The 18,340-nt window shown below is 72.6% G+C and carries 14 protein-coding genes; 6 read left to right on the forward strand and 8 right to left on the reverse strand.

Annotated features, from left to right (window positions below):
- Together ACFYXE_RS23720 and ACFYXE_RS23725 are read right to left on the reverse strand one after the other, a co-directional pair.
- Entirely contained in the window at window positions 1-3,684 is a 3,684-nt protein-coding gene (locus ACFYXE_RS23720; RefSeq protein WP_389315323.1) for a nitrate reductase subunit alpha, read from the reverse strand.
- A gap of 115 nt (window positions 3,685-3,799) precedes the next feature.
- Window positions 3,800-5,011 carry a helix-turn-helix domain-containing protein gene (locus ACFYXE_RS23725; RefSeq protein ID WP_389315325.1) on the reverse strand — a complete coding sequence of 404 codons (1,212 nt, stop codon included), beginning with the start codon at window positions 5,009-5,011 and terminating at the stop codon, window positions 3,800-3,802.
- Between the two features lie 120 nt (window positions 5,012-5,131).
- Here ACFYXE_RS23725 and ACFYXE_RS23730 point away from each other — a divergent pair, with 120 nt between their 5' ends.
- Window positions 5,132-5,341 carry a hypothetical protein gene (locus tag ACFYXE_RS23730; RefSeq protein WP_389315327.1) on the forward strand — a complete coding sequence of 70 codons (210 nt, stop codon included), beginning with the start codon at window positions 5,132-5,134 and terminating at the stop codon, window positions 5,339-5,341.
- A 195-nt stretch (window positions 5,342-5,536) separates the two neighbouring features.
- Window positions 5,537-5,950, forward strand: coding sequence for a hypothetical protein (locus tag ACFYXE_RS23735; RefSeq protein WP_389315329.1), 414 nt, complete (start codon window positions 5,537-5,539; stop codon window positions 5,948-5,950).
- Window positions 5,951-6,023: 73 nt separating this feature from the next.
- On the opposite strand, the gene ACFYXE_RS23740 is transcribed toward ACFYXE_RS23735, so the two are convergent.
- Window positions 6,024-6,875 (reverse strand): helix-turn-helix domain-containing protein, encoded by an 852-nt coding sequence (locus ACFYXE_RS23740; RefSeq protein ID WP_389315331.1) that lies wholly within the window; start codon window positions 6,873-6,875, stop codon window positions 6,024-6,026.
- Between the two features lie 71 nt (window positions 6,876-6,946).
- Between ACFYXE_RS23740 and ACFYXE_RS23745 the strand changes: the two genes are divergently transcribed.
- The 3 genes from ACFYXE_RS23745 (at window position 6,947) to ACFYXE_RS23755 (ending at window position 9,070) form a co-directional block, all read left to right on the forward strand.
- The gene (locus ACFYXE_RS23745) at window positions 6,947-7,252 is read left to right on the forward strand and encodes a 4a-hydroxytetrahydrobiopterin dehydratase (RefSeq protein WP_389315333.1); all 306 of its coding nucleotides are present in this window, start codon (window positions 6,947-6,949) and stop codon (window positions 7,250-7,252) included.
- Between the two features lie 6 nt (window positions 7,253-7,258).
- Window positions 7,259-7,999, forward strand: a complete 741-nt coding sequence (locus ACFYXE_RS23750; protein WP_389315338.1) for a class I SAM-dependent methyltransferase — start codon at window positions 7,259-7,261, stop codon at window positions 7,997-7,999.
- A gap of 165 nt (window positions 8,000-8,164) precedes the next feature.
- Complete coding sequence (locus ACFYXE_RS23755; RefSeq protein WP_389315340.1) at window positions 8,165-9,070, forward strand: class I SAM-dependent methyltransferase; 906 nt, start codon at window positions 8,165-8,167, stop codon at window positions 9,068-9,070.
- Between the two features lie 134 nt (window positions 9,071-9,204).
- Here the strand turns inward: ACFYXE_RS23755 and ACFYXE_RS23760 are convergent, their stop codons facing one another.
- Entirely contained in the window at window positions 9,205-9,996 is a 792-nt protein-coding gene (locus ACFYXE_RS23760; protein ID WP_389315560.1) for an aldo/keto reductase, read from the reverse strand.
- A gap of 365 nt (window positions 9,997-10,361) precedes the next feature.
- On the opposite strand from ACFYXE_RS23760, the gene ACFYXE_RS23765 reads away from it, so the two are divergent.
- Window positions 10,362-11,381, forward strand: coding sequence for a chitinase (locus ACFYXE_RS23765; protein ID WP_389315342.1), 1,020 nt, complete (start codon window positions 10,362-10,364; stop codon window positions 11,379-11,381).
- Here ACFYXE_RS23765 and ACFYXE_RS23770 read toward each other — a convergent pair whose 3' ends face one another.
- From ACFYXE_RS23770 to ACFYXE_RS23785, 4 genes are all read right to left on the reverse strand, one after another.
- Complete coding sequence (locus ACFYXE_RS23770; protein WP_389315344.1) at window positions 11,382-12,167, reverse strand: ABC transporter ATP-binding protein; 786 nt, start codon at window positions 12,165-12,167, stop codon at window positions 11,382-11,384.
- Window positions 12,164-14,953 (reverse strand): ATP-binding cassette domain-containing protein, encoded by a 2,790-nt coding sequence (locus ACFYXE_RS23775; protein ID WP_389315346.1) that lies wholly within the window; start codon window positions 14,951-14,953, stop codon window positions 12,164-12,166. The genes ACFYXE_RS23770 and ACFYXE_RS23775 overlap by 4 nt, the downstream gene beginning before the upstream one ends.
- Window positions 14,954-14,965: 12 nt before the next feature.
- Complete coding sequence (locus ACFYXE_RS23780; RefSeq protein ID WP_389315348.1) at window positions 14,966-16,228, reverse strand: ABC transporter substrate-binding protein; 1,263 nt, start codon at window positions 16,226-16,228, stop codon at window positions 14,966-14,968.
- 157 nt (window positions 16,229-16,385) lie between these two features.
- Window positions 16,386-18,209: an AMP-dependent synthetase/ligase gene (locus ACFYXE_RS23785; protein WP_389315350.1), complete on the reverse strand. Its 1,824-nt coding sequence runs from the start codon at window positions 18,207-18,209 to the stop codon at window positions 16,386-16,388.
- Between the last annotated feature and the right edge of the window lie 131 nt (window positions 18,210-18,340).

Here is an 18,340-nt window from a genome sequence, read left to right on the forward strand (position 1 = left end):
TCAGTACTCCACCTTCTGCGACCTGCGGCGGATGACCGTCACCTCGTCGCGCTGGTTGCCCGTCGGACCGAGATAGTTGAACGCCCACGACAACTGCGCGTAACCGCCGATGAGATGGGACGGCTTGAGGATCAGCCGGGTCAGCGAGTTGTGGATGCCGCCGCGCCGGCCGGTGGTCTCCGTCTTGGGGACGTTCACCGTGCGTTCCTGCGCGTGGTGCATGAAGACCGTGCCGGCCGGCATGCGGTGCGAGACGATGGCGCGCGCCACCACCACGCCGTTGCGGTTGACCGCCTCGATCCAGTCGTTGTCCCGCACGCCGATGGCCTCCGCGTCCTGCGGCGCCATCCAGATGCACTGACCGCCGCGGGAGAGCGACAGCATGAAGAGGTTGTCCTGGTACTCGGAGTGGATGGACCACTTGTTGTGCGGCGTGAGGTAACGGACCGTCACCTCCCGCTCGCCGTCCGGGCCGAGCCGCGGTTCACCGAAGAGCCGGTTCATGTCGAGCGGCGGCCGGTAGACCGGCATCGCCTCGCCCAGCTCGTGCATCCAGTCGTGGTCGATGAAGAAGTGCTGGCGCCCGGTGAGCGTGTGCCACGGCTTGAGGTGCTCGGTGTTGAGCGTGAACGCCGTGTACCGGCGCCCGCCGGACTCGCTGCCGCTCCACTCCGGCGAGGTGATCACCGGGACGGGCGCGGCCTGCGTGTCCGCGTACGTGATGCGCTTGCCCTCGTGCTCGGCGGCCAGGTGCGCCATCTCCTGGCCGGTGCGGGCCTCCAGGGTGTGGAAGCCCTGGGTGGCCAGGCGCCCGTTCGTCGTGCCGGACAGCGCGAGGATGGTGTTGGCCGCCTTCACCGCGGTGTCCAGGGCCGGGCGGCCGTCCGCGGGCCCGCCCCGCACGACGCCGTTGCGCTCGCGCAGCTCCTCGACCTCCTGGTCGGGGTTGAAGGAGATGCCCTTCACCGGCAGGCCCAGCTTCTCCACCAGCGGGCCCAGCGAGGCGAACTTCGCGCCGATCGCGGTGTAGTCGCGCTCCACCACGGTCAGCCCCGGCATCGTCCTGCCGGGCACCGCCTCGCACTCGCCCTTGCGCCAGTCCAGGACGACGCCGCCGGGCTGCGCGGTCTCGCCCGGGGTGTCGTGCTGCAGCGCGGTGGCCACGACGTCCTTGCGCACGCCCAGGTGGTCCACCGACAGCTCGCTCAGCCGGTCCGCGATCGCGCGGAACGTGTCGAAGTCGGTGCGGGCCTGCCACGGCGGGTCGACGGCCGGGGTGAAGGAGTGCACGTAGGGGTGCATGTCCGTGGTCGACAGGTCGTGCTTCTCGTACCAGGTCGCCGCGGGCAGCACGACGTCGGACAGCAGCGTCGAGGACGTCTGGCGGAAGTCGAGGGAGACGAGCAGGTCGAGCTTGCCCTCCGGGGCCTGCTCCCGCCACGTCACCGTCGTCGGGCGCTCCTCGGGCGTCGCCTCCTCGGCACGCAGCGAGGAGTGCGTGCCCAGCAGGTGCTTGGTGAAGTACTCCGCGCCCTTGGCGGACGAGCCGAGCAGATTGGCCCGCCACAGCGTCAGGACGCGCGGCCAGTTCTCCGGGGCGTCCGGGTCCTCGCAGGCGAACTTGAGCGTGCCCGCCTTGAGTTCGTCGACGACGTTGCCCACCGGGTCGCCCGTGGTCTCGCCCAGGTCCAGGGAGTTGCGGTCGAACGTGGGGTACGACGGCATCCAGCCGGCCCGCGCCGAGAGCGCCAGACAGTCCGCGCCGGTCATGCCCGCGAAGCGGCCCTCGCCCAGCGGTGAGGAGAGCACGTCGGCGGCGAACTTGTCGTAACGCCACTGGTCGGTGTTGAGGAACCAGTACGCGGCACCGATCATCTGGCGCGGCGGCCTGCTCCAGTCGTTGGCGCTCGCGAGCGTCGCCCAGCCGGTCGCCGGGCGGCACTTCTCCTGGCCGACGTAGTGCGCCCAGCCGCCGCCGTTGCGGCCCTGGCAGCCGGTGAGCTGGAGCAGCGCGAGGAAGGAGCGGTAGATCGTCTCGGAGTGGAACCAGTGGTTGGTGCCCGCGCCCATCAGGATCATGCAGCGGCCGCGCGACTTCTCGGCGGTGGCCGCGAACTCCCGGGCGATCTTCACGCACTTGGCGGCGGGCACCGAGGTGTGCGCCTCCTGCCAGGCGGGCGTGCCGGGCGCCCCGGCGTCCTCGTAGGAGGCGGGCCAGGTGCCCGGCAGGCCCGCGCGGCCCACACCGTACTGCGCGAGCAGCAGGTCGAAGACCGTGGTCACCAGCGGCCCGTCCTGGCCGCCGAGCCGGGTGGCGGGCACCCCGCGCCGCACGACCTCGCCGCGGCCCTGACCGTGCGTGCCGCCCTCGGTGTCGAAGCGGGGCAGCAGCACCTCGACGCCCGCGGCGACGTCGGAGCCGTGCAGCGTCAGGGCCGGCTCGATGCCGCCGAGCTCCAGGTTCCACTTGCCCTTGCCGGACTCGGTCCAGCGGAAGCCCAGCGAGCCGTTCGGCACGGCGGGCCGCCCGGTCCGCTCGTCGAGCACCGCCGTCTTCCACTCGCCGCCCTCGCCGTCCTCGCCCAGATCGCTGGCGCGCAGGAACTTCGACGGGACGTACGCGCCGTCGCGCTCGGTCAGCGTCACCAGGAAGGGCAGGTCGGTGAACTTGCGGACGTAGTCGGTGAAGAACTCCGTCCGCCGGTCGACGAAGAACTCCTTGAGGATCACGTGGCCCATCGCGATGGCCAGCGCCCCGTCCGTGCCCGGGTGCGGGTGCAGCCACTCGTCGGCGAACTTCGCGTTGTCCGCGTAGTCGGGCGCCACGACCACGACCTTCTGGCCCCGGTAGCGGGCCTCGGCCATCCAGTGCGCGTCCGGCGTCCGCGTCACCGGCACGTTGGAGCCCCACATCATCAGGTACGCGGCGTCCCACCAGTCGCCCGACTCGGGGACGTCGGTCTGGTCGCCGAAGACCTGCGGAGAGGCCACCGGGAGGTCCGCGTACCAGTCGTAGAAGGAGAGCATCGGCGCGCCGATGAGGCTCATGAAGCGGGCCCCGGCCGCGTGCGACACCATCGACATCGCGGGGATGGGGGAGAAGCCGGCGACGCGGTCGGGACCGTACGTCTTGATGGTGTGGACGTGCGCGGCGGCGATGATCTCGACGGCCTCGTCCCAGGTCGCGCGCACCAACCCGCCCTTGCCGCGCGCCTGTTGGTAGGTCCTGCGCCGCTCCGGATCGCCCTGGATGTCCGCCCAGGCGAGCACCGGGTCCTTCAGCCGCGCCTTCGCCTCCCGGTACATCTCCAGGAGGACGCCCCGCAGGTACGGGTAGCGCACGCGCGTGGGGGAGTACGTGTACCAGGAGAACGCGGCGCCGCGCGGGCACCCGCGCGGCTCGTACTCGGGGCGGTCCGGGCCGACGCTCGGATAGTCCGTCGCCTGCGTCTCCCAGGTGATGATGCCGTCCTTGACGTACACCTTCCAGCGGCACGAGCCGGTGCAGTTCACCCCGTGCGTGGAGTGCACGACCTTGTCGTGGCTCCACCGGTCCCGGTAGAAGGCGTCCGCGTCCCGCCCGCCGGTCAGCCGGACGCTGTGCAGGTCGGGGGCGGCGGTGCCGCGCCGGAAGAACTTCCCCGCCCGCAACAGGGCGGCGGCGGGCTCGGTCGTCTCTGTCACCGTGGAGCTCCCTAGGTCTGCCTCCTTCCGAACCTAGGTGCGGGTGCCCCGGGGCACCTTCCGACAGGGGCCGTACGGGTTGTGGTGGCCGCGTCACCCCGGGGCGAGCGGCCCCTCAGCACTGCGTATCGAGTGACGTCCACGTCTCCGGGTCGACCTGCCGGAACGCGCCGCCGCCGCAGGTGTTGAGCACGCCCCCCACGTATGCGCTCCGATAGCCGGAGACCTCGATGTCCTCGTCCTGACTGACGTGTGCGGAGAGCTGGAAGGGCTTGCCGTCGTCCTTGACGACCTGCGTGACGGTCTCGTCCCCCACGGTCATCCGCAGGACGAGCGTGTAGGCGCAGTAGTGCTTCGCCGTCGCGGCATCGACGAGGATCTTCTGCCGCTCGCCGCGCTCCAGGGAGATCGTGTGCCGGGAGAAATAGCTCGGGGACGAGGTGCCGTCCTTCTCGACGCTCTTTGCGGTGGGCAACTGCTCGTCCAGGTCGAGAGTGAGACGAACGTTGCTGTCCTGGCCCGCGTTCGGGCTCTCGAACAGCGTGCCCGACAGCGGTGCGCGGCACTCCTTGTCCACCTGCAGGTCGTTGATCTCGACCGGCTGCGAGGTGTTGCCCTGGAGCGTGATGAGGTCGAGGCGCCTGTCGACGGGGACGGCACCCCTGCTCGTGAACCACCGGTGCGTCTCGTCCGTGAGGCTGCTCGCATTGACCGACTTCAGTTCGCTCGGGCCGAAGGAGCGGGCGTCCTGGAACGCCCAGCTGTTCGCACCGGTGTCCTGGGGGCTGACCGACACCACCTTGACGGGTGCCGTCGTGGTCGCCTTGACCTCTTCACCGCGGCCCTTGCTCGTGACCCGGTCACCGGCGCCGGGCGGCTCCTCGTCCGTCCAGGGCTGCCACTTCGCCAGCCCGCCGCCGACAGCGGCCAGGACGGCGATGCCCAGGACGACGGCACCGCGTGCCCTGCGCCTTCCCGACCCGGAGGCCGGCGCGGGCGACGACGACTCCGGCTCCACCGCGGCCGTCGTGGCCCGCGAGGGCTCGGCCGGACGACGCGAGGGCGCCTCGCCGGCGGGGGCCGCCCGCTCCCAGAGCCGGTGCAGTTCCGTGATCTCGTCGGCGCCGAGTCGCAGCGCCCTCGCGATCGTGGCGACGGTGTTCCACGAGGGCCGGCCGTTCCCGTCATTGAGGGCGTTGCTGACCGTCGTCCGCCCCAGACCCACCTTCCGGCTCAGCCTGGTCGTCGTCAGCCCTTCCGTGCCCTGGCGTTCGCGCAACCGCCGCCGTAAGCGCGCCAGCGCCTCGGTCGCCTCGGCATCCTCCATGCCTCGCCCCCCAACGGAGTGCTGTTCAGGACTGTTCATCTTCGTACGCCCGTCACCTGCCGCACAGACGAATGGAGAACGTCGCAGCACCGTGTTCGTCCAGGAGCAGAGGAGCCTGCCGTGGTGTCGTCCCAGACCGTTGTTCTCACCGTCCTGGCGGTCGCCGTAGCGGTGACCGTCTCGCTGCTGGCCGCCCTGACGGCGGGGCTGCTCGCCCGCGCCGAAGGGGCCGGCGCGGCGGCGGCCGTGAGCCGCGGCTGCGCGGTCTTCGCGGCCACGCTCACGCTGCTCGCGCTCATGGCCGCCACACTCGGCGATCTCCTCGGCTGACCGGTTGACCGGTTGACCGGTTGACCGCCTGACCGGCTGACCGGCGACGGGTGCGGGACCGGGGCCGGGCGCCTCATTACCCGGCACGTAATCGACCCCGCCCCGCGTCGCCGACACAGTGGTGGCAACGGGTCCGGTCCGGCGCACTCCGGACCGGACCCGGGGACCCACACCACTTCCCGCCTGGAGGCAGCCATGTCCGCGTACCCGCTCACCGCGCTGGCCGGTACCACCGACCCGACCACCATGCTGCGCCGCTTCCTCGGCCTCGACGCCGTCGTGACCGCGGGCAACGGGCTCGCGTACGCCGTCGCGTCGGGGCCCCTGGGCCGCCTCCTGGGGGTCGACGCCGGGCTGCTGCTGGGGCTGGGGGTCGGGCTCGTGCTGTACGGCGCGGGCGTCGGGTTCCTCGCCACGCGCACGAGTCCGCCGGGGCGCGCCGTGCAGGCGGTCGTCGAGGTGAACGCCGTCTGGGCGGGGCTCAGCGTCGTCGCGGTCTTCGTCTGGTTGTCGCCGAGCACCGCCGGGGCGGTGTGGATCCCGCTGCAGGCCGCGGTCGTGGCCGGTTTCGCCGCGCTGCAGTACGCGGCGCTGCGCGCCGGACGCTAGCCAGGTCGCGCCGCACGGTCCGGCTGCCGTGCGGACGACGGGGCCGTGCGGCAGAGCCTTGTGCGGAACAGCCTCAGGACAGCCGCGCCCGCAGGTACGCGGCGGTCGCCGGATCGGCCGGGAGCAGAGTCTCGATGGCCAGCTCGGCGACCGTCACGTCCATCGGCGTGTTGAACGTCGAGATCGAGGAGATGAAGGACAGCAGCCGTCCGTCGTGCTCGATCCGCAGCGGCAGCGCGAAGTAGGGCACGTCCGTCCCCGCCGCGAAGGCGTCGACACCGGGGTCCGCCACCGGATACGCCGCCACCTCCTCGTACACCTCCCGCAGCGCGTCGGACCGCTGCAGCGCGATCTGGCGCTCCATCTGGTGCAGCAGGTGCCCGCGCCACTCCCGCAGGTTGCGGATCCGCGGGGCGAGGCCCTCCGGATGCAGCGTCAGCCGCATCGCGTTGAGCGGCGGGGCGAGCAGGTGCCCGGGGATGCCGTCCAGGATCATCGCGATGCCGCGGTTCGCCGCGACCACGGAGTACGTCGCGTCGACGACCAGCGCCGGATACGGCTCGTACCCGGCCAGGAGCTGTTCCAGCCCCTCGCGCAGCGTGCCCATGGACGGGTCGTCCAGTGGCGTCTCCCGGAACCGGGGCGCGTAACCGGCCGCCAGGAGCAGCGAGTTGCGCTCCCGGACCGGCACGTCGAGGTGGTCGGCGAGGCGCAGCAGGAACTCCTCGCTCGGCCGCGACCGGCCCGTCTCGACGAAACTGATGTGCCGGGCCGAGGAGTCGGCGCGCAGGGCGAGCTCCAACTGGCTCACCCTGCGCCGCTCGCGCCAGCCGCGCAGCAGCGGCCCCGCGCCGGGGGCGTGCGGGGCCGCCTTCTCCTTGGCCTTGCCTCTGACGTTCCCCTGGGCGGGCGCGGCGGTTGTCATACGTAGAAGGTAATCGAAAGGATTTGTGGCAAGGTGAGCCGCAGACCCACGACCCGGAAGGAGCACGGCCCATGCCCCCTGAACCGCTGTCGCAGAAAGAGGTCGAGGACCGTCTCACGGAGCTGCCCGGCTGGTCCGTGGACGACGGCCTGCTCACCCGCTCCTACCGGCTCGCCTCGCACTTCGCGGCGACCGGCCTGGTCGTGCACGTCGCGCAGATCCAGGAGGAGCTCGGCCACCACTCCGACCTGACGCTCGGCTACGACACCGTGACGCTGGCCGTGCGGACGCACAGCGCGGACGGCGCCCTCACCGACCTCGACTTCGAACTGGCCCGCAGGGTCCAGGAGTCGGCGCCCGCGCACGGCGCCGAGTGAGCCGTCGTGCTCGACTACGGGAAGGAAGCCGACCGCTACGACGCCTCGCGCGGCGGTGAGCCCCGCGCCGCCGCCGCGGCCGCCGCGGTGCTCGGCCTGGTGCCCGCCGGGGCCGGCACCCTGCTCGACGTCGCCTGCGGGACCGGCCTCGTCACCCGGCGCCTGGCCGGACGGCCGGGGCTCCGGGTGACCGGGGTCGACGCCGCGTACCGCATGGCCCGGATGGCGGCGGACCGGCTGCCGGGCGCCGTCGTCCTCGGCGACAGCCGCCGACTGCCCTTTCCCGACGGGTCCTTCGACGCGGTGAGCACCGTGTGGCTGCTGCACCTGCTGTCCGGCCCCGAGGAGACCTCCGAGGTCGTCGCCGAGTGCGCGCGGGTGCTGCGGCCCGGCGGGGTCTACGTCACGACCGTGGACAAGGCCGCCGCGCACGACGTGCGCAGCGACATCGACGCCGTGCTCGCACCGCGCCCGGTGGGGCTCGCGGTCGACCGCGCCGAGGCCGTCGACGCGTACGCCGCCGAGCACGGCCTCGCGGCGGCGGGCCGGGCCCGGTTCCGCGGCCACGGCCAGGGCCGTTCGCCCCGCTCGACGGTCGATGACCTGCGGCGCGGCTGGTTCACGCGGATCCCGCCCGAGGGGCCGATGGCGGAGCGCTTCGCGGCCGGGCTCGCGGCCCTGCCGGACCAGGACGTGCCGCGCCCCGATCCGCGGTTCGGCGTCCGCGCGTACCGGAAGCGCCCCTGACTCCGCACTCCGCGCGGGCGTCGGGGCTCCGACCCGCGGCCCAATTTTTTGCGGGACCGGCAATACCGTTGGGCCAGGTCCGGGAACGGGGCGCAGGCTGTCCCTGTCCGCACGCGAGGGTCAGCGGGGTCCGCGCGGCGGCGGAACGGAAGGCGGCACAGGACGATGGGTCACGACCACGGGCACAGCGACGGACACGGGCACACGCAGGGTCACGGCCACGGTCACGGCGACGACATGGACTGGTCCGCGATGGGCGCCATGCTGGAGCGCTACGCGCGCGTCGCCGCGCCCCAGTACGGCGAGGTGACCGAGTGGCTCACCCGCTGGGTCCCGGAACCGGGCGTCGTCGTCGACGTCGGCAGCGGGCCCGGCGCCCTCTCCTTCCTCCTCGCCGACGCCTTCCCCCAGGCGCGGATCGTCGCGGCCGACCCGGAGGAGGCCCTCCTGGAGCGCGCCCGCACGCGCGCGGCCGACGAGGGCCTGAGCGGACGGTTCGGCACGGTGCGCGCGGCGCTGCCCGACGACATCGACGACGTGCCGACGGCCGACCTGCTGTGGCTGTGCAAGTCCCTGCACCACGTCGGTGACCAGGGCGGCGCGCTGAAGGCGCTCGCCGGACACCTCGCCCCCGGCGGCGCCCTCGCCCTCCTGGAAGGCGGGCTGAGCCAGCGTTACCTGCCCCGCGACATCGGGTTCGGCCGTCCCGGACTGCTCTCCCGTCTGGAGGCGGCCGACGAGGAGTGGTTCACCGAGATGCGCGCGGGGCTCACCGGGTCGCAGGGTGCGACCGAGCACTGGCCTGCGCTGCTCGCCGACGCGGGCCTGCGCCACGAGGCGTCCCGCAGCTTCCTGCTCGACCTGCCCGCCCCCCTCTCCGAGGACGCGCGCGCCCACGTGGTCCAGGAGCTCACCCGCCGTCGCGAGATGCACGAGGAGCGACTCGCCCCCGAGGACCTCGCCACGATCGACCGTCTCCTGGACGCGGAGGACCCGCAGGGCCTGCACCGGCGCCCCGACCTGTTCCTGCTGTCGGCCCAGACCGTGCACGTGGCGGTCAAGGAGGCGTAGCGCCGGGGGTCCGTACGTACGACTCCATGCGTACGACTCCGTACCAACGACGTCGGGCCCGTCGGCACGCCCCGCAGGGCGGTGCCGACGGGCCCGACGGGCCGCCGCGCGGGCGGCCCGGGGTCACGCGGGTGTCAGGCGACGTCGAACGTGGCCGGGTCGGGACCGATCCGCCGGTCCTCGTTCAGCGCGGAGATCGCCGCCATGTCCTCGGGGTCGAGCTCGAAGCCGAAGACGTCGATGTTCTCCTTGATCCGCGACGGGGTCACGGACTTGGGGATCACCACGTTGCCCAGCTGGAGGTGCCAGCGCAGCACGACCTGGGCGGGGGAGCGCCCGTGCTTCTGCGCGATGGCGACGATGGCCGGGACCTCCAGGAGGCCCTTGCCCGAGCCGAGCGGCGACCACGCCTCGGTGGTGATGCCCTGCTCGGCGTGGACCTCGCGGGAGGCGCGCTGCTGCAGGTGCGGGTGCAGCTCGATCTGGTTGACGGCGGGGACGACCGACGTCTCGGCGGTCAGCCGCTCCAGGTGCTCGGGCAGGAAGTTCGAGACGCCGATGGCCTTGGCGCGGCCGTCGGCCTGGATCTTCTCGAAGGCCTTGTACGTGTCGACGTACAGGTCCTTGGAGGGCAGCGGCCAGTGGATCAGGTACAGGTCCACGTAGTCCAGGCCGAGCTTGTCCAGCGAGGTGTCGAAGGCGCGGAGCGTCGCGTCGTAGCCCTGATCGCTGTTCCAGAGCTTCGTCGTGACGAACAGGTCGTCGCGGGCCACGCCGGACGCGGCGATCGCCTTGCCGGTGCCTTCCTCGTTGCCGTAGATGGCGGCCGTGTCGATGCTGCGGTACCCGGCCTCCAGGGCCAGCGCGACCGCCTTCTCCGCCTCGTCGTCCGGCACCTGCCAGACGCCGAAGCCGAGCTGGGGCATCTCGACGCCGTTGTTCAGGATGATCGGGGGAACCTTGCTCACGAGCTCTCGATCCTTAAGTCGTCGGGTGTATCTGTCCATGGTCAACGATCAGCGGCCGTGCTGCATTCCTGGCCCCGGATTTCGTACCCGCCGCGGCCCGGGTCCGCACGGAATCGGTCCGGACCATTGACGGTGTCCCGTCATGCCGCGACTCTATTGCACGTCGCTGAACGCGGGACACCCATGTGAACGCATGGGTGCGCTCTCGTCCGCGGGCCGCCGTGCCCTGCGACACGTACCCGTTCCACCTCTTTTTTTGCGCCCCATGACTGTCAGGAAAGTTTCCTGACACCGCAGACGCAGGACCGCAGAGAGGAACCCCCATGCCCTTCCGTGCCTCCCGCAGAGCGACCGCAGCCCTGGCCGCCGCCGGCGCGCTGACCGGCGCCGCCGCCCTGACCCTGGCCACCGAGCCGTCCGCGCAGGCCGCCCCGACGCCCGCCGCGCAGGCGTCCGGCACCCTCCACGCCGCCCCCTACGAGTACCTCGGCTGGGGCAACCCGCAGAAGCCCACCGACGTGATGGCCGCGACCGGCGTCAAGTGGTTCACGCTCGCCTTCATCCTCTCCGACGGCGGCTGCAATCCCGCCTGGGACGGCAACCGGCCCCTCAAGGGCGGCTCCGACGAGGCGGCCATCAAGTCCATCCGGGGCGCGGGCGGCGACATCGTCGTCTCGGTCGGCGGCTGGAGCGGGGCCAAGCTCGGCGAGAAGTGCGGCAGCGCCGCCGCGCTCGCCGGCGCCTACCAGAAGGTCATCGACGCCTACCAGCTCAAGGCCTTCGACATCGACATCGAGAACACCGAGTTCACCAACCCCACGGTGCGCCAGCGGGTCGTCGACGCCCTGAAGATCGTCGAGGCGAAGAACCCGGGCATCGTCACCTACGTGACCCTGGGCACCACCCCGAGCGGCCCCGACGCCACCGGCAAGGACCTGATCAAGCGCGGCGCGGCCGCCGGGCTGGCCGCCGACGCCTGGGTGATCATGCCGTTCGACTTCGGCGGGCACAGCGGCACCATGGGCGACGCCTCCGTCAGCGCCATGGAGGGCCTCAAGAACACGGTCAAGAGCGCCTACGGATACAGCGACGCCGACGCGTACAAGCACTCCGGCATCTCCTCCATGAACGGCAAGACGGACGTGGCGGGCGAGACGGTGACCACGGCCGACTTCCGGAAGATCCTGGCGTACGCGCAGCAGCACCACATCGCCCGCTTCGCCTACTGGGCCGTCAACCGCGACCGCGACTGCGGTTCCGGCGGCAGCGCGGGCGACTCCTGCAGCGGCATCGCGCAGCAGCCGTACGAATTCACCAGGATCGTGGCCCAGTACGGGGGTTAGTCAGACGGCGTCGGCGGTCCCGAGGTAGGCGTCCCGCACCCGCGGGTCCGCCCGGACCTCGGCCGCCGTGCCGTGCGCCAGGACCCGGCCCAGGTCGAGGACGACGACCCGGGCGCAGAGCTCCATCACGAAGGCCACGTTGTGCTCGACGAGCAGCACCGCGCAGCCCTCCTCGTCCGCGAGGTGCCGCACGACCGCCGACAGCTGGGCCCGCTCGTCGGCGGTCATCCCGGAGGCGGGCTCGTCCAGGAGCAGCACCCGGGGCGGGTCCGCGACCGCGCGCGCCAGCTCGACCATGCGGGCCTGCCCGACCGGCAGCGCGCCCGCGTACTGCCCGGCGAGCGCGTCGAGGCCGCAGGCGCGCAGCACCTCGGCCGCCCGCTCGCGCCGCCGGACCGCGGGCCCGCGGCGGGTCGGCGCGGCCAGCAGGTCCGCGGCGAACCCGCCGCCACCGCCCCGCCACTCCTGCGCGACCAGCAGGTTGTCGGCGACCGTCAGCTGCCCGAAGAGCTGCTGGCGCTGGAAGGTCCGGCGCATCCCGTGCCGCGCGCGCCACACGGGGGAGCGCCGCGTGACGTCGCCGCCGTCAAGCAGCACCCGCCCCCGGTCGGGCCTGCGGATGCCGGACAGCACGTCGAACAGCGTGGTCTTTCCGGCGCCGTTGGGGCCGATGAGCCCGCAGACCTCGCCCCGGCGCACGGCGAGCCCCACCCCGTCCAGGGCGCGGACCCCGCCGAAGCGGACCCCCACCCCGGCGGCCTCCAGGACGTGCTCCCGCTCCCTCATGGCCGTGTCACGCCCTTCGTCGCCGGCCGGTTGCCGTCCGCGGCCATGCCGAGGTAGGCCTCCGTGAGCCGGTCCGCGCGCACCTCGGAGCGGGGGCCGCACCAGGAGACGCGGCCCTGCGCCAGGTACGCCACGGTGTCCGCGACCCCGAGGGCCTCCGCGGCCTTCTCCTCCACGAGCAGCAGTCCGGCGCCCGTGTCCCGCACCTCCACCAGCAGCCGGAACACGTCGTCGACCACCCGCGGGGCGAGCCCGAGCGACGGCTCGTCCGCGATCAGCACCTTCGGCGGGCGCTGCAACAGCGGCGCGAGCGCGAGCAGTTGCTGCTCGCCGCCGGACAACGACCCCGCGGGCACCCCGCGCCGGGCGGCGAGCCCCTTGAACCGTTCGTACACGGCGTCCCGTTCGTCCCGGTCCCGCAGGTACAGGGCGAGGTTCTCGTCGATGGTGAGCGAGGGGAAGACGCCGCGGCCCTCGGGGGCGAGGACGACCCCGGCGCGGGAGCGGCGGACGGCGCCGTCGCGGGTGGCGTCGCGCCCGGCGACATGGATCCGCCCCGCGGTGGGCGGGAGCAGGCCCGCGGCGGCGAGGCAGGTGGTGGACTTGCCCGCGCCGTTGGGTCCGAGCAGGGCGACGATCTCACCGGGGCGGACGGTGAGGTCGACGCCGTGCAGCACGGCGGCGCCGTCGTACCCGGCGTGCAGGCCGCGCAGGCACAGGGCGCCGTCCGGCTCCGGGGCGTGTGCCCCGCCGTGGGCGGCGCGGGGGGCCGGAGCCGGGTCGGCGAAGGCGCCGGGCCGGTCCGCAGGCCCACCGGGAGCATCCGCCCCGGCAGCGGCACGTGGTCCGGTCCCCGCGCCTGTCCCGGCTCCCGCCGCCCGTACGCGCCTGCGGTGCATCCGCACCGACACCGCCGCGCAGTACCCGTCCGGGTCGTTCGCCAGCGCGAGGCCCGCCAGGCCGAACAGCACGACCGGCAGGTGCACGGACTCCGTCACGTAGTCCGACACCAGGTGCGGAACGATCGCGAAGACCAGCCCCGCGACCACCGCGAACTGCGGCCTGCGCACCCCCGCCGCGACCGCCACCGCCAGCCAGACCAGCCCGGTCATCGCGGTGAAGTCGGTCGCGGTGATCCGGGTGTTGAAGGACGCGTACATCACGCCCCCGAACCCCGCGAGCCCGGCCGACAGGGTGAACAGGAGCAGCTTGGTGCGCACCACGGACACCCCGGACGCCATCGCCGCGGCGGGCGCGGACCGCACCGCCAGCATCGCCCGCCCCGACGGCGAGTTCCGCAGCGCGCCGAGCGCGGCGACGGCGGCCGTGACGAGGACGACCATGGCGACGCCCATCGCCCGGTCGTCGGACAGGTCGACCGGGCCGAGGACCGGCCGGGGGATCTCCCAGCCGGTGTCGCCGTTGCGCAGCCACCCCAGCTGGAAGAGGACCTGGTCGGCGAGGAAGGCCAGCGCGAGGGTGGCGAGGGCGAGCGAGCGCCCGCCGAGCCGCAGCGCGGGCAGCGCCACGAGCGCGCCGAGCGCCGCCGCCGCGCAGGTGCCGACGAGGGCCGCCGCGAAGAACGGCCAGCCGTGGCTCATCAGCAGCCCGGCGACGAGCGCGGCCCCCGTCACGAAGGTGGCCTGCGCCAGCGACACCATCGCGCCGAGCCCCGTCACCACGGTGAACGAGACGAAGACCAGCGAGATCGCGAGCCCCTGGGCGAGGAGGCCGCTCCAGAAGGGGGTGGTGACGGTGTAGAAGGACAGCGCGAGCAGGCCGGCGGCGACCGCCCACGGCCCCCAGGTGCGGGCCCAGGAGCGGCCCGCGAGGTAGTCGACGGGCGGCGCGTCGACGGCGGCGGTGCCCGCCGTGCGCCGGCGCCGGGTGAGCAGCAGCAGCCCGGCGAAGAGGATGAGGAAGGGTACCGCCGTACGGAATCCGGTGATCCGCTCGGCGAAGTCGGCGTAGCCCGCGACGAGGTTCTGCAGCACCCCGAGCCCGAGCCCGCCCGCGAAGGCGAGCGGGATCGACAGGAAGCGCCCGAGCACGGCGGCCGTCGCGGAGACGAACAGGAACAGGGTGAAGTCGTGCGAGGAGAGGCCGAGCAGCGGTGTCGCGAGCACGCCGGCCAGGCCCGCGAGGCCGGACGACAGCATCCAGGCGAGGGAGGAGAGGCGGTCCGCGCTCGTGCCGCGCAGCTCGACGAGCGGGCGGTTGTCGACGGCGGCGCGCAGCCGCAGGCCCAGCGGGGTGTGGCGCATCAGGATCCACAGGCCGACGGCGACGACGGCCGTCGCCACCCAGGTGATCAGCTGGTCGGAGTCGATGCCGACGCCGTCCGTCAGCTGCCAGCTCGTGGCGGGGCTCGGCCCGACGCCCGGCAGGCCGAACTGGTTCTCGGCCGGTTTGACCGGGGCCCCGGCGTCGGACAGGAGTTCCACAGCCCACAGGCCGAGCGCGGGCAGCGCGACGAGCAGCCCGATCGTCGCGACGATCTGCGCGGTCTCGCCGACCCGCGCCAGCTTGCGGAACATCAGCCGGTCCAGGCCCCAGCCCAGGGCCGGGGCGGCGACGAGGACGAGCAGCAGCGCGGTCGGCACGGCGGGCCAGCCGAAGCCGGAGTGCAGCTCGTGGAAGGCGAGGGCGCAGAGGTAGGCGGTGGCGCCGTGCGCGAAGTTGAAGAGGCCGGACGCCGAGTAGGACAGGACGAGTCCGGTGGCCAGCAGCGCGTACAGGGCGCCCGAGACGAGACCGCTCAGCACGAATCCCAGCAGGTCCGACATGGCGGCCCGCCCCTACTTGAAGGGGATCGGTTCGTAGCACGTGAACGGTGACGACACCCGGTACGTGCCGCCCTTGAGCTGGACGAGGGCGCCGCAGCCGAAGGACTCCTTGTGCCCCTTGGGCAGGCTGCGGTCGCCGACCATGGTGCCGCGGTCGGAGAAGCCGTCGGCCGCCCGCTGGAAGGAGTCGACGGTGAGGTCCTTGCCCGCCTTGCCCGCGACGGCGAGGAACAGGTCGGCGGACATGTAGCCGGTCATCATGTGCATGTTGAGCGGCACACTCTTGCCCGCCGTCTTCCTGATGTCCGCCTTGAACTGCTTCATGTCCGCGCTGTCCTGCTCGAACGGCTGGAAGGAGAGCAGGACGTGCACGCCGTCCAGGGCCTTCTTCGTCGCGCTCTTGGCGAGCAGCCCGGGGTCGTAGTCGGTCGGATCGGTGAGGACGCCCCGGTAGCCGGCCCGCTTGACGGCCGTGAACAGGCCGATGTTGTACGGCGTCTGCATGACGGAGACCACCGCGTCCGGCGCCTTGCCGCCGTCGGAGCGCAGGATCTCCTTCGTGTACGCCGACCAGTCGCTGGGCACGGAGGTGGCGGGGACGGTCGACTTGGCGTAGGTCACCTCGTAACCCGCCGCCGCGAAGCTCTGCTTATAGGTGCGGATGGCGAAGGTGCCCGCGTCGTTGTCGTTGGCGAGGATCGCCACCGAGCGGCCCTTGGCGCCGCCCATGACCTTCTTGAGGCCCTCGGGCCAGCTCTGGGTGATCGTGCCGCCGGGCATCGGCACCATGCAGCCGCCGAAGCCGTACATGTACGTCGGCCCGCAGAACGGCGGGACGGTGCCCCAGCCGAAGGTGGGCACCTTCTGTTCCTGCAGGAAGTCCGCGCCCGAGAAGGTGACCGAACTCATCGGGGAGATCGCGAACACCTTCTCCCGCTGGACGAGCTTGCGGGCCGCCGCGAGGTTCTTGCCGGGGTCCTGCCCGTCGTCCTCCGCGCCCAGGTAGTCGATCTTCCGCCCGTGCACCCCGCCCTCGGCGTTGGCCCGCTCGAAGCGGGCCCGGGCGCCGAGGTCGGTGTCCTTCTTGCTGTAGCCGCTCGCGGTCGTCATGGAGACGATCCCGCCGACCTTGATGGAGTCGGCGCTCACTCCGCGGACGGAACCGCCGCCCTTGCCGTCGCCTCCCGAACCCCCGCTCTCCGAGGCGGAGTTGCAGCCGGTGGCGAGCAGCAGGGCCGCCACGGCGGCGGTGATGGTGCGGATCGATCGCGACACGGTCGAGCCCCCTGAAGTCGAAGTGGGGCTGATTCTGTGCGTGACCTGATGAACCGTCAATAAGCGGCACATCGATATTTGATGCACCGTCAGAAAGGCTGGGACGCAGGCCGTGCGTGCCCCCGCGACCGCCGCCGGCCGCGGTACGGCGCCCCGACTAGCTGCGGTACAGCGCCTCGACCTCCGCCGAGTAGGCCGTCTCGATCGCCTTCCGCTTCAGCTTCAGCGACGGCGTCAGGAGGCCGTGCTCCTCGGAGAACTGGTGCGCCAGTATGCGGAAGGTACGGATCGACTCGGCCTGCGACACGAGCGTGTTCGCGGCGACGACGGCACGCCGCACCTCGGTCTCCAGGTCGGGGTCGCGCACCAGCTCGCCCGCGGCCAGCAGCGGCTTGCGGCGCATCGTCAGCCAGTGCTCGACGGCCTCCGAGTCCAGGGTGACGAGCGCCGCGATGTAGGGGCGGTCGTTGCCGACGACGATGCACTGGGCGACCAGCGGGTGATCGCGCACCCGCTCCTCCAGCTGGGCCGGCGAGACGCTCTTGCCGCCGGACGTCACCAGGATCTCCTTCTTGCGCCCGGTGATCGTCAGATAGCCGTCCTCGTCGAGCGAGCCCAGGTCGCCGGTGGCGAGCCAGCCGTCGTGCAGGGTCGCGTCGGTGGCCTTGGGATCGTTGAGGTAGCCCTGGAAGACGTTGGCGCCGTGCAGCCACACCTCGCCGTCCTCCGCGATGTGCACGGTCATGCCGGGGATGGCCTGCCCCACCGTGCCGTAGCGGGTGCGCTCGGGCGGGTTGGCGGTCGCGGCGGCCGTCGTCTCGGTCAGCCCGTACCCCTCGTACACCGTCACGCCCGCGCCCGCGAAGAACAGGCCGAGGCGGCGGTCCATGCCGGAGCCGCCCGACATCGCGTGCCGCACCCGGCCGCCCATCGCCTCGCGCACCTTGGCGTAGACGAGCTTGTCGAAGAGCTGGTGCTGCATGCGCAGGCCCGCCGAGGGGCCGGGGCCCGTGCCGAACGCCTTGGCCTCCAGCGCGTCCGCGTACCGCACGGCGCACTCGACCGCCTTGTCGAAGGGGCCCGCCTTGCCGTCCTTCTCCGCCTTGCGCCGCGCCGCGTTGAAGACCTTCTCGAAGATGTACGGCACGGCCAGGATGAACGAGGGCCGGAAGGCGGCCAGGTCGGGCAGCAGCGCCGCCGCGTTGAGGTTGGGCTGGTGCCCCATCTTGACCCGGCCGCGCACCGCCGCGACCTGCACCATCCGCCCGAACACATGGGCCAGCGGCAGGAACAGCAGCGTGGTGGCCTCGTCGCCCCGCTTGGAGTGGAAGACCGGCTCCCAGCGCCCGATCATCACGTCCGCCTCGAACATGAAGTTCGCGTGCGAGATCAGGCAGCCCTTGGGGCGGCCCGTGGTGCCCGACGTGTAGATGATCGTGGCGATCGAGTCGGGTGTGACGGCGCGCCGGTGGCGGTGCACGACCTGGTCGTCGATGTCCCGTCCCGCCTCGGTGAGTTCGCCCACCGCGTCGGCGTCCAGCTGCCACAGCCGCCGCAGTTGCGGCAGCCGGTCGATGACCGAGCCGATCGTCATCGCGTGGTCCTCGTGCTCGACCATCGCGGCCGACACCTGCGCGTCGTGCAGCATCCAGAAGACCTGGTCGGCCGAGGACGTCGGGTAGACCGGCACGACCTGGGCGCCGATGGTCCACAGGGCGAAGTCGAAGAGCGTCCACTCGTAGCGGGTGCGGGACATGATGGCGACGCGGTCACCGAACCGCACGCCCTGGGCGATCAGCCCCTTCGCCAGCGCGAGCACCTCGTCGCGGAACGCGCCGGAGGTGACATCGGTCCACCGCCCGTCGGTCTTGCGGCCGAACGCGATGCGCAGCGGGTCCTCGGCGGCATGGTCGAACACGGCGTCGGCAAGGCCGCCCACCAGCGGCGCCGACGCCATCGGAGGATTCGTGAACTCGCGCAATGATGCTCCTTGTGGCGCTCCGCACAGCGCCGTGACGGTACCCCACCCCGCGCGCCTTCGGGAGGGGGTCCAGATCCGGCCGGTACGGACCATCGGCACAGGTCAGCCGGTGGAAATACGGCCACATGGGG

It is taken from the genome of Streptomyces sp. NPDC002564 (assembly GCF_042889645.1).
In the GTDB taxonomy this organism is placed as follows: Bacteria; Actinomycetota; Actinomycetes; order Streptomycetales; family Streptomycetaceae; genus Streptomyces.

Bases quoted from the DNA above. Each gene is read 5' to 3' on its own strand.
- ACFYXE_RS23765 (WP_389315342.1), top strand. From the start codon at position 10,362: ATGCCCTTCCGTGCCTCCCGCAGAGCGACCGCAGCCCTGGCCGCCGCC.
- ACFYXE_RS23735 (WP_389315329.1), top strand. From the start codon at position 5,537: ATGTCCGCGTACCCGCTCACCGCGCTGGCCGGTACCACCGACCCGACC.
- ACFYXE_RS23760 (WP_389315560.1), bottom strand. From the start codon at position 9,996: ATGCCCCAGCTCGGCTTCGGCGTCTGGCAGGTGCCGGACGACGAGGCG.
- ACFYXE_RS23755 (WP_389315340.1), top strand. From the start codon at position 8,165: ATGGGTCACGACCACGGGCACAGCGACGGACACGGGCACACGCAGGGT.
- ACFYXE_RS23725 (WP_389315325.1), bottom strand. From the start codon at position 5,011: ATGGAGGATGCCGAGGCGACCGAGGCGCTGGCGCGCTTACGGCGGCGG.
- ACFYXE_RS23745 (WP_389315333.1), top strand. From the start codon at position 6,947: ATGCCCCCTGAACCGCTGTCGCAGAAAGAGGTCGAGGACCGTCTCACG.
- ACFYXE_RS23770 (WP_389315344.1), bottom strand. From the start codon at position 12,167: ATGAGGGAGCGGGAGCACGTCCTGGAGGCCGCCGGGGTGGGGGTCCGC.
- ACFYXE_RS23775 (WP_389315346.1), bottom strand. From the start codon at position 14,953: ATGTCGGACCTGCTGGGATTCGTGCTGAGCGGTCTCGTCTCGGGCGCC.
- ACFYXE_RS23740 (WP_389315331.1), bottom strand. From the start codon at position 6,875: ATGACAACCGCCGCGCCCGCCCAGGGGAACGTCAGAGGCAAGGCCAAG.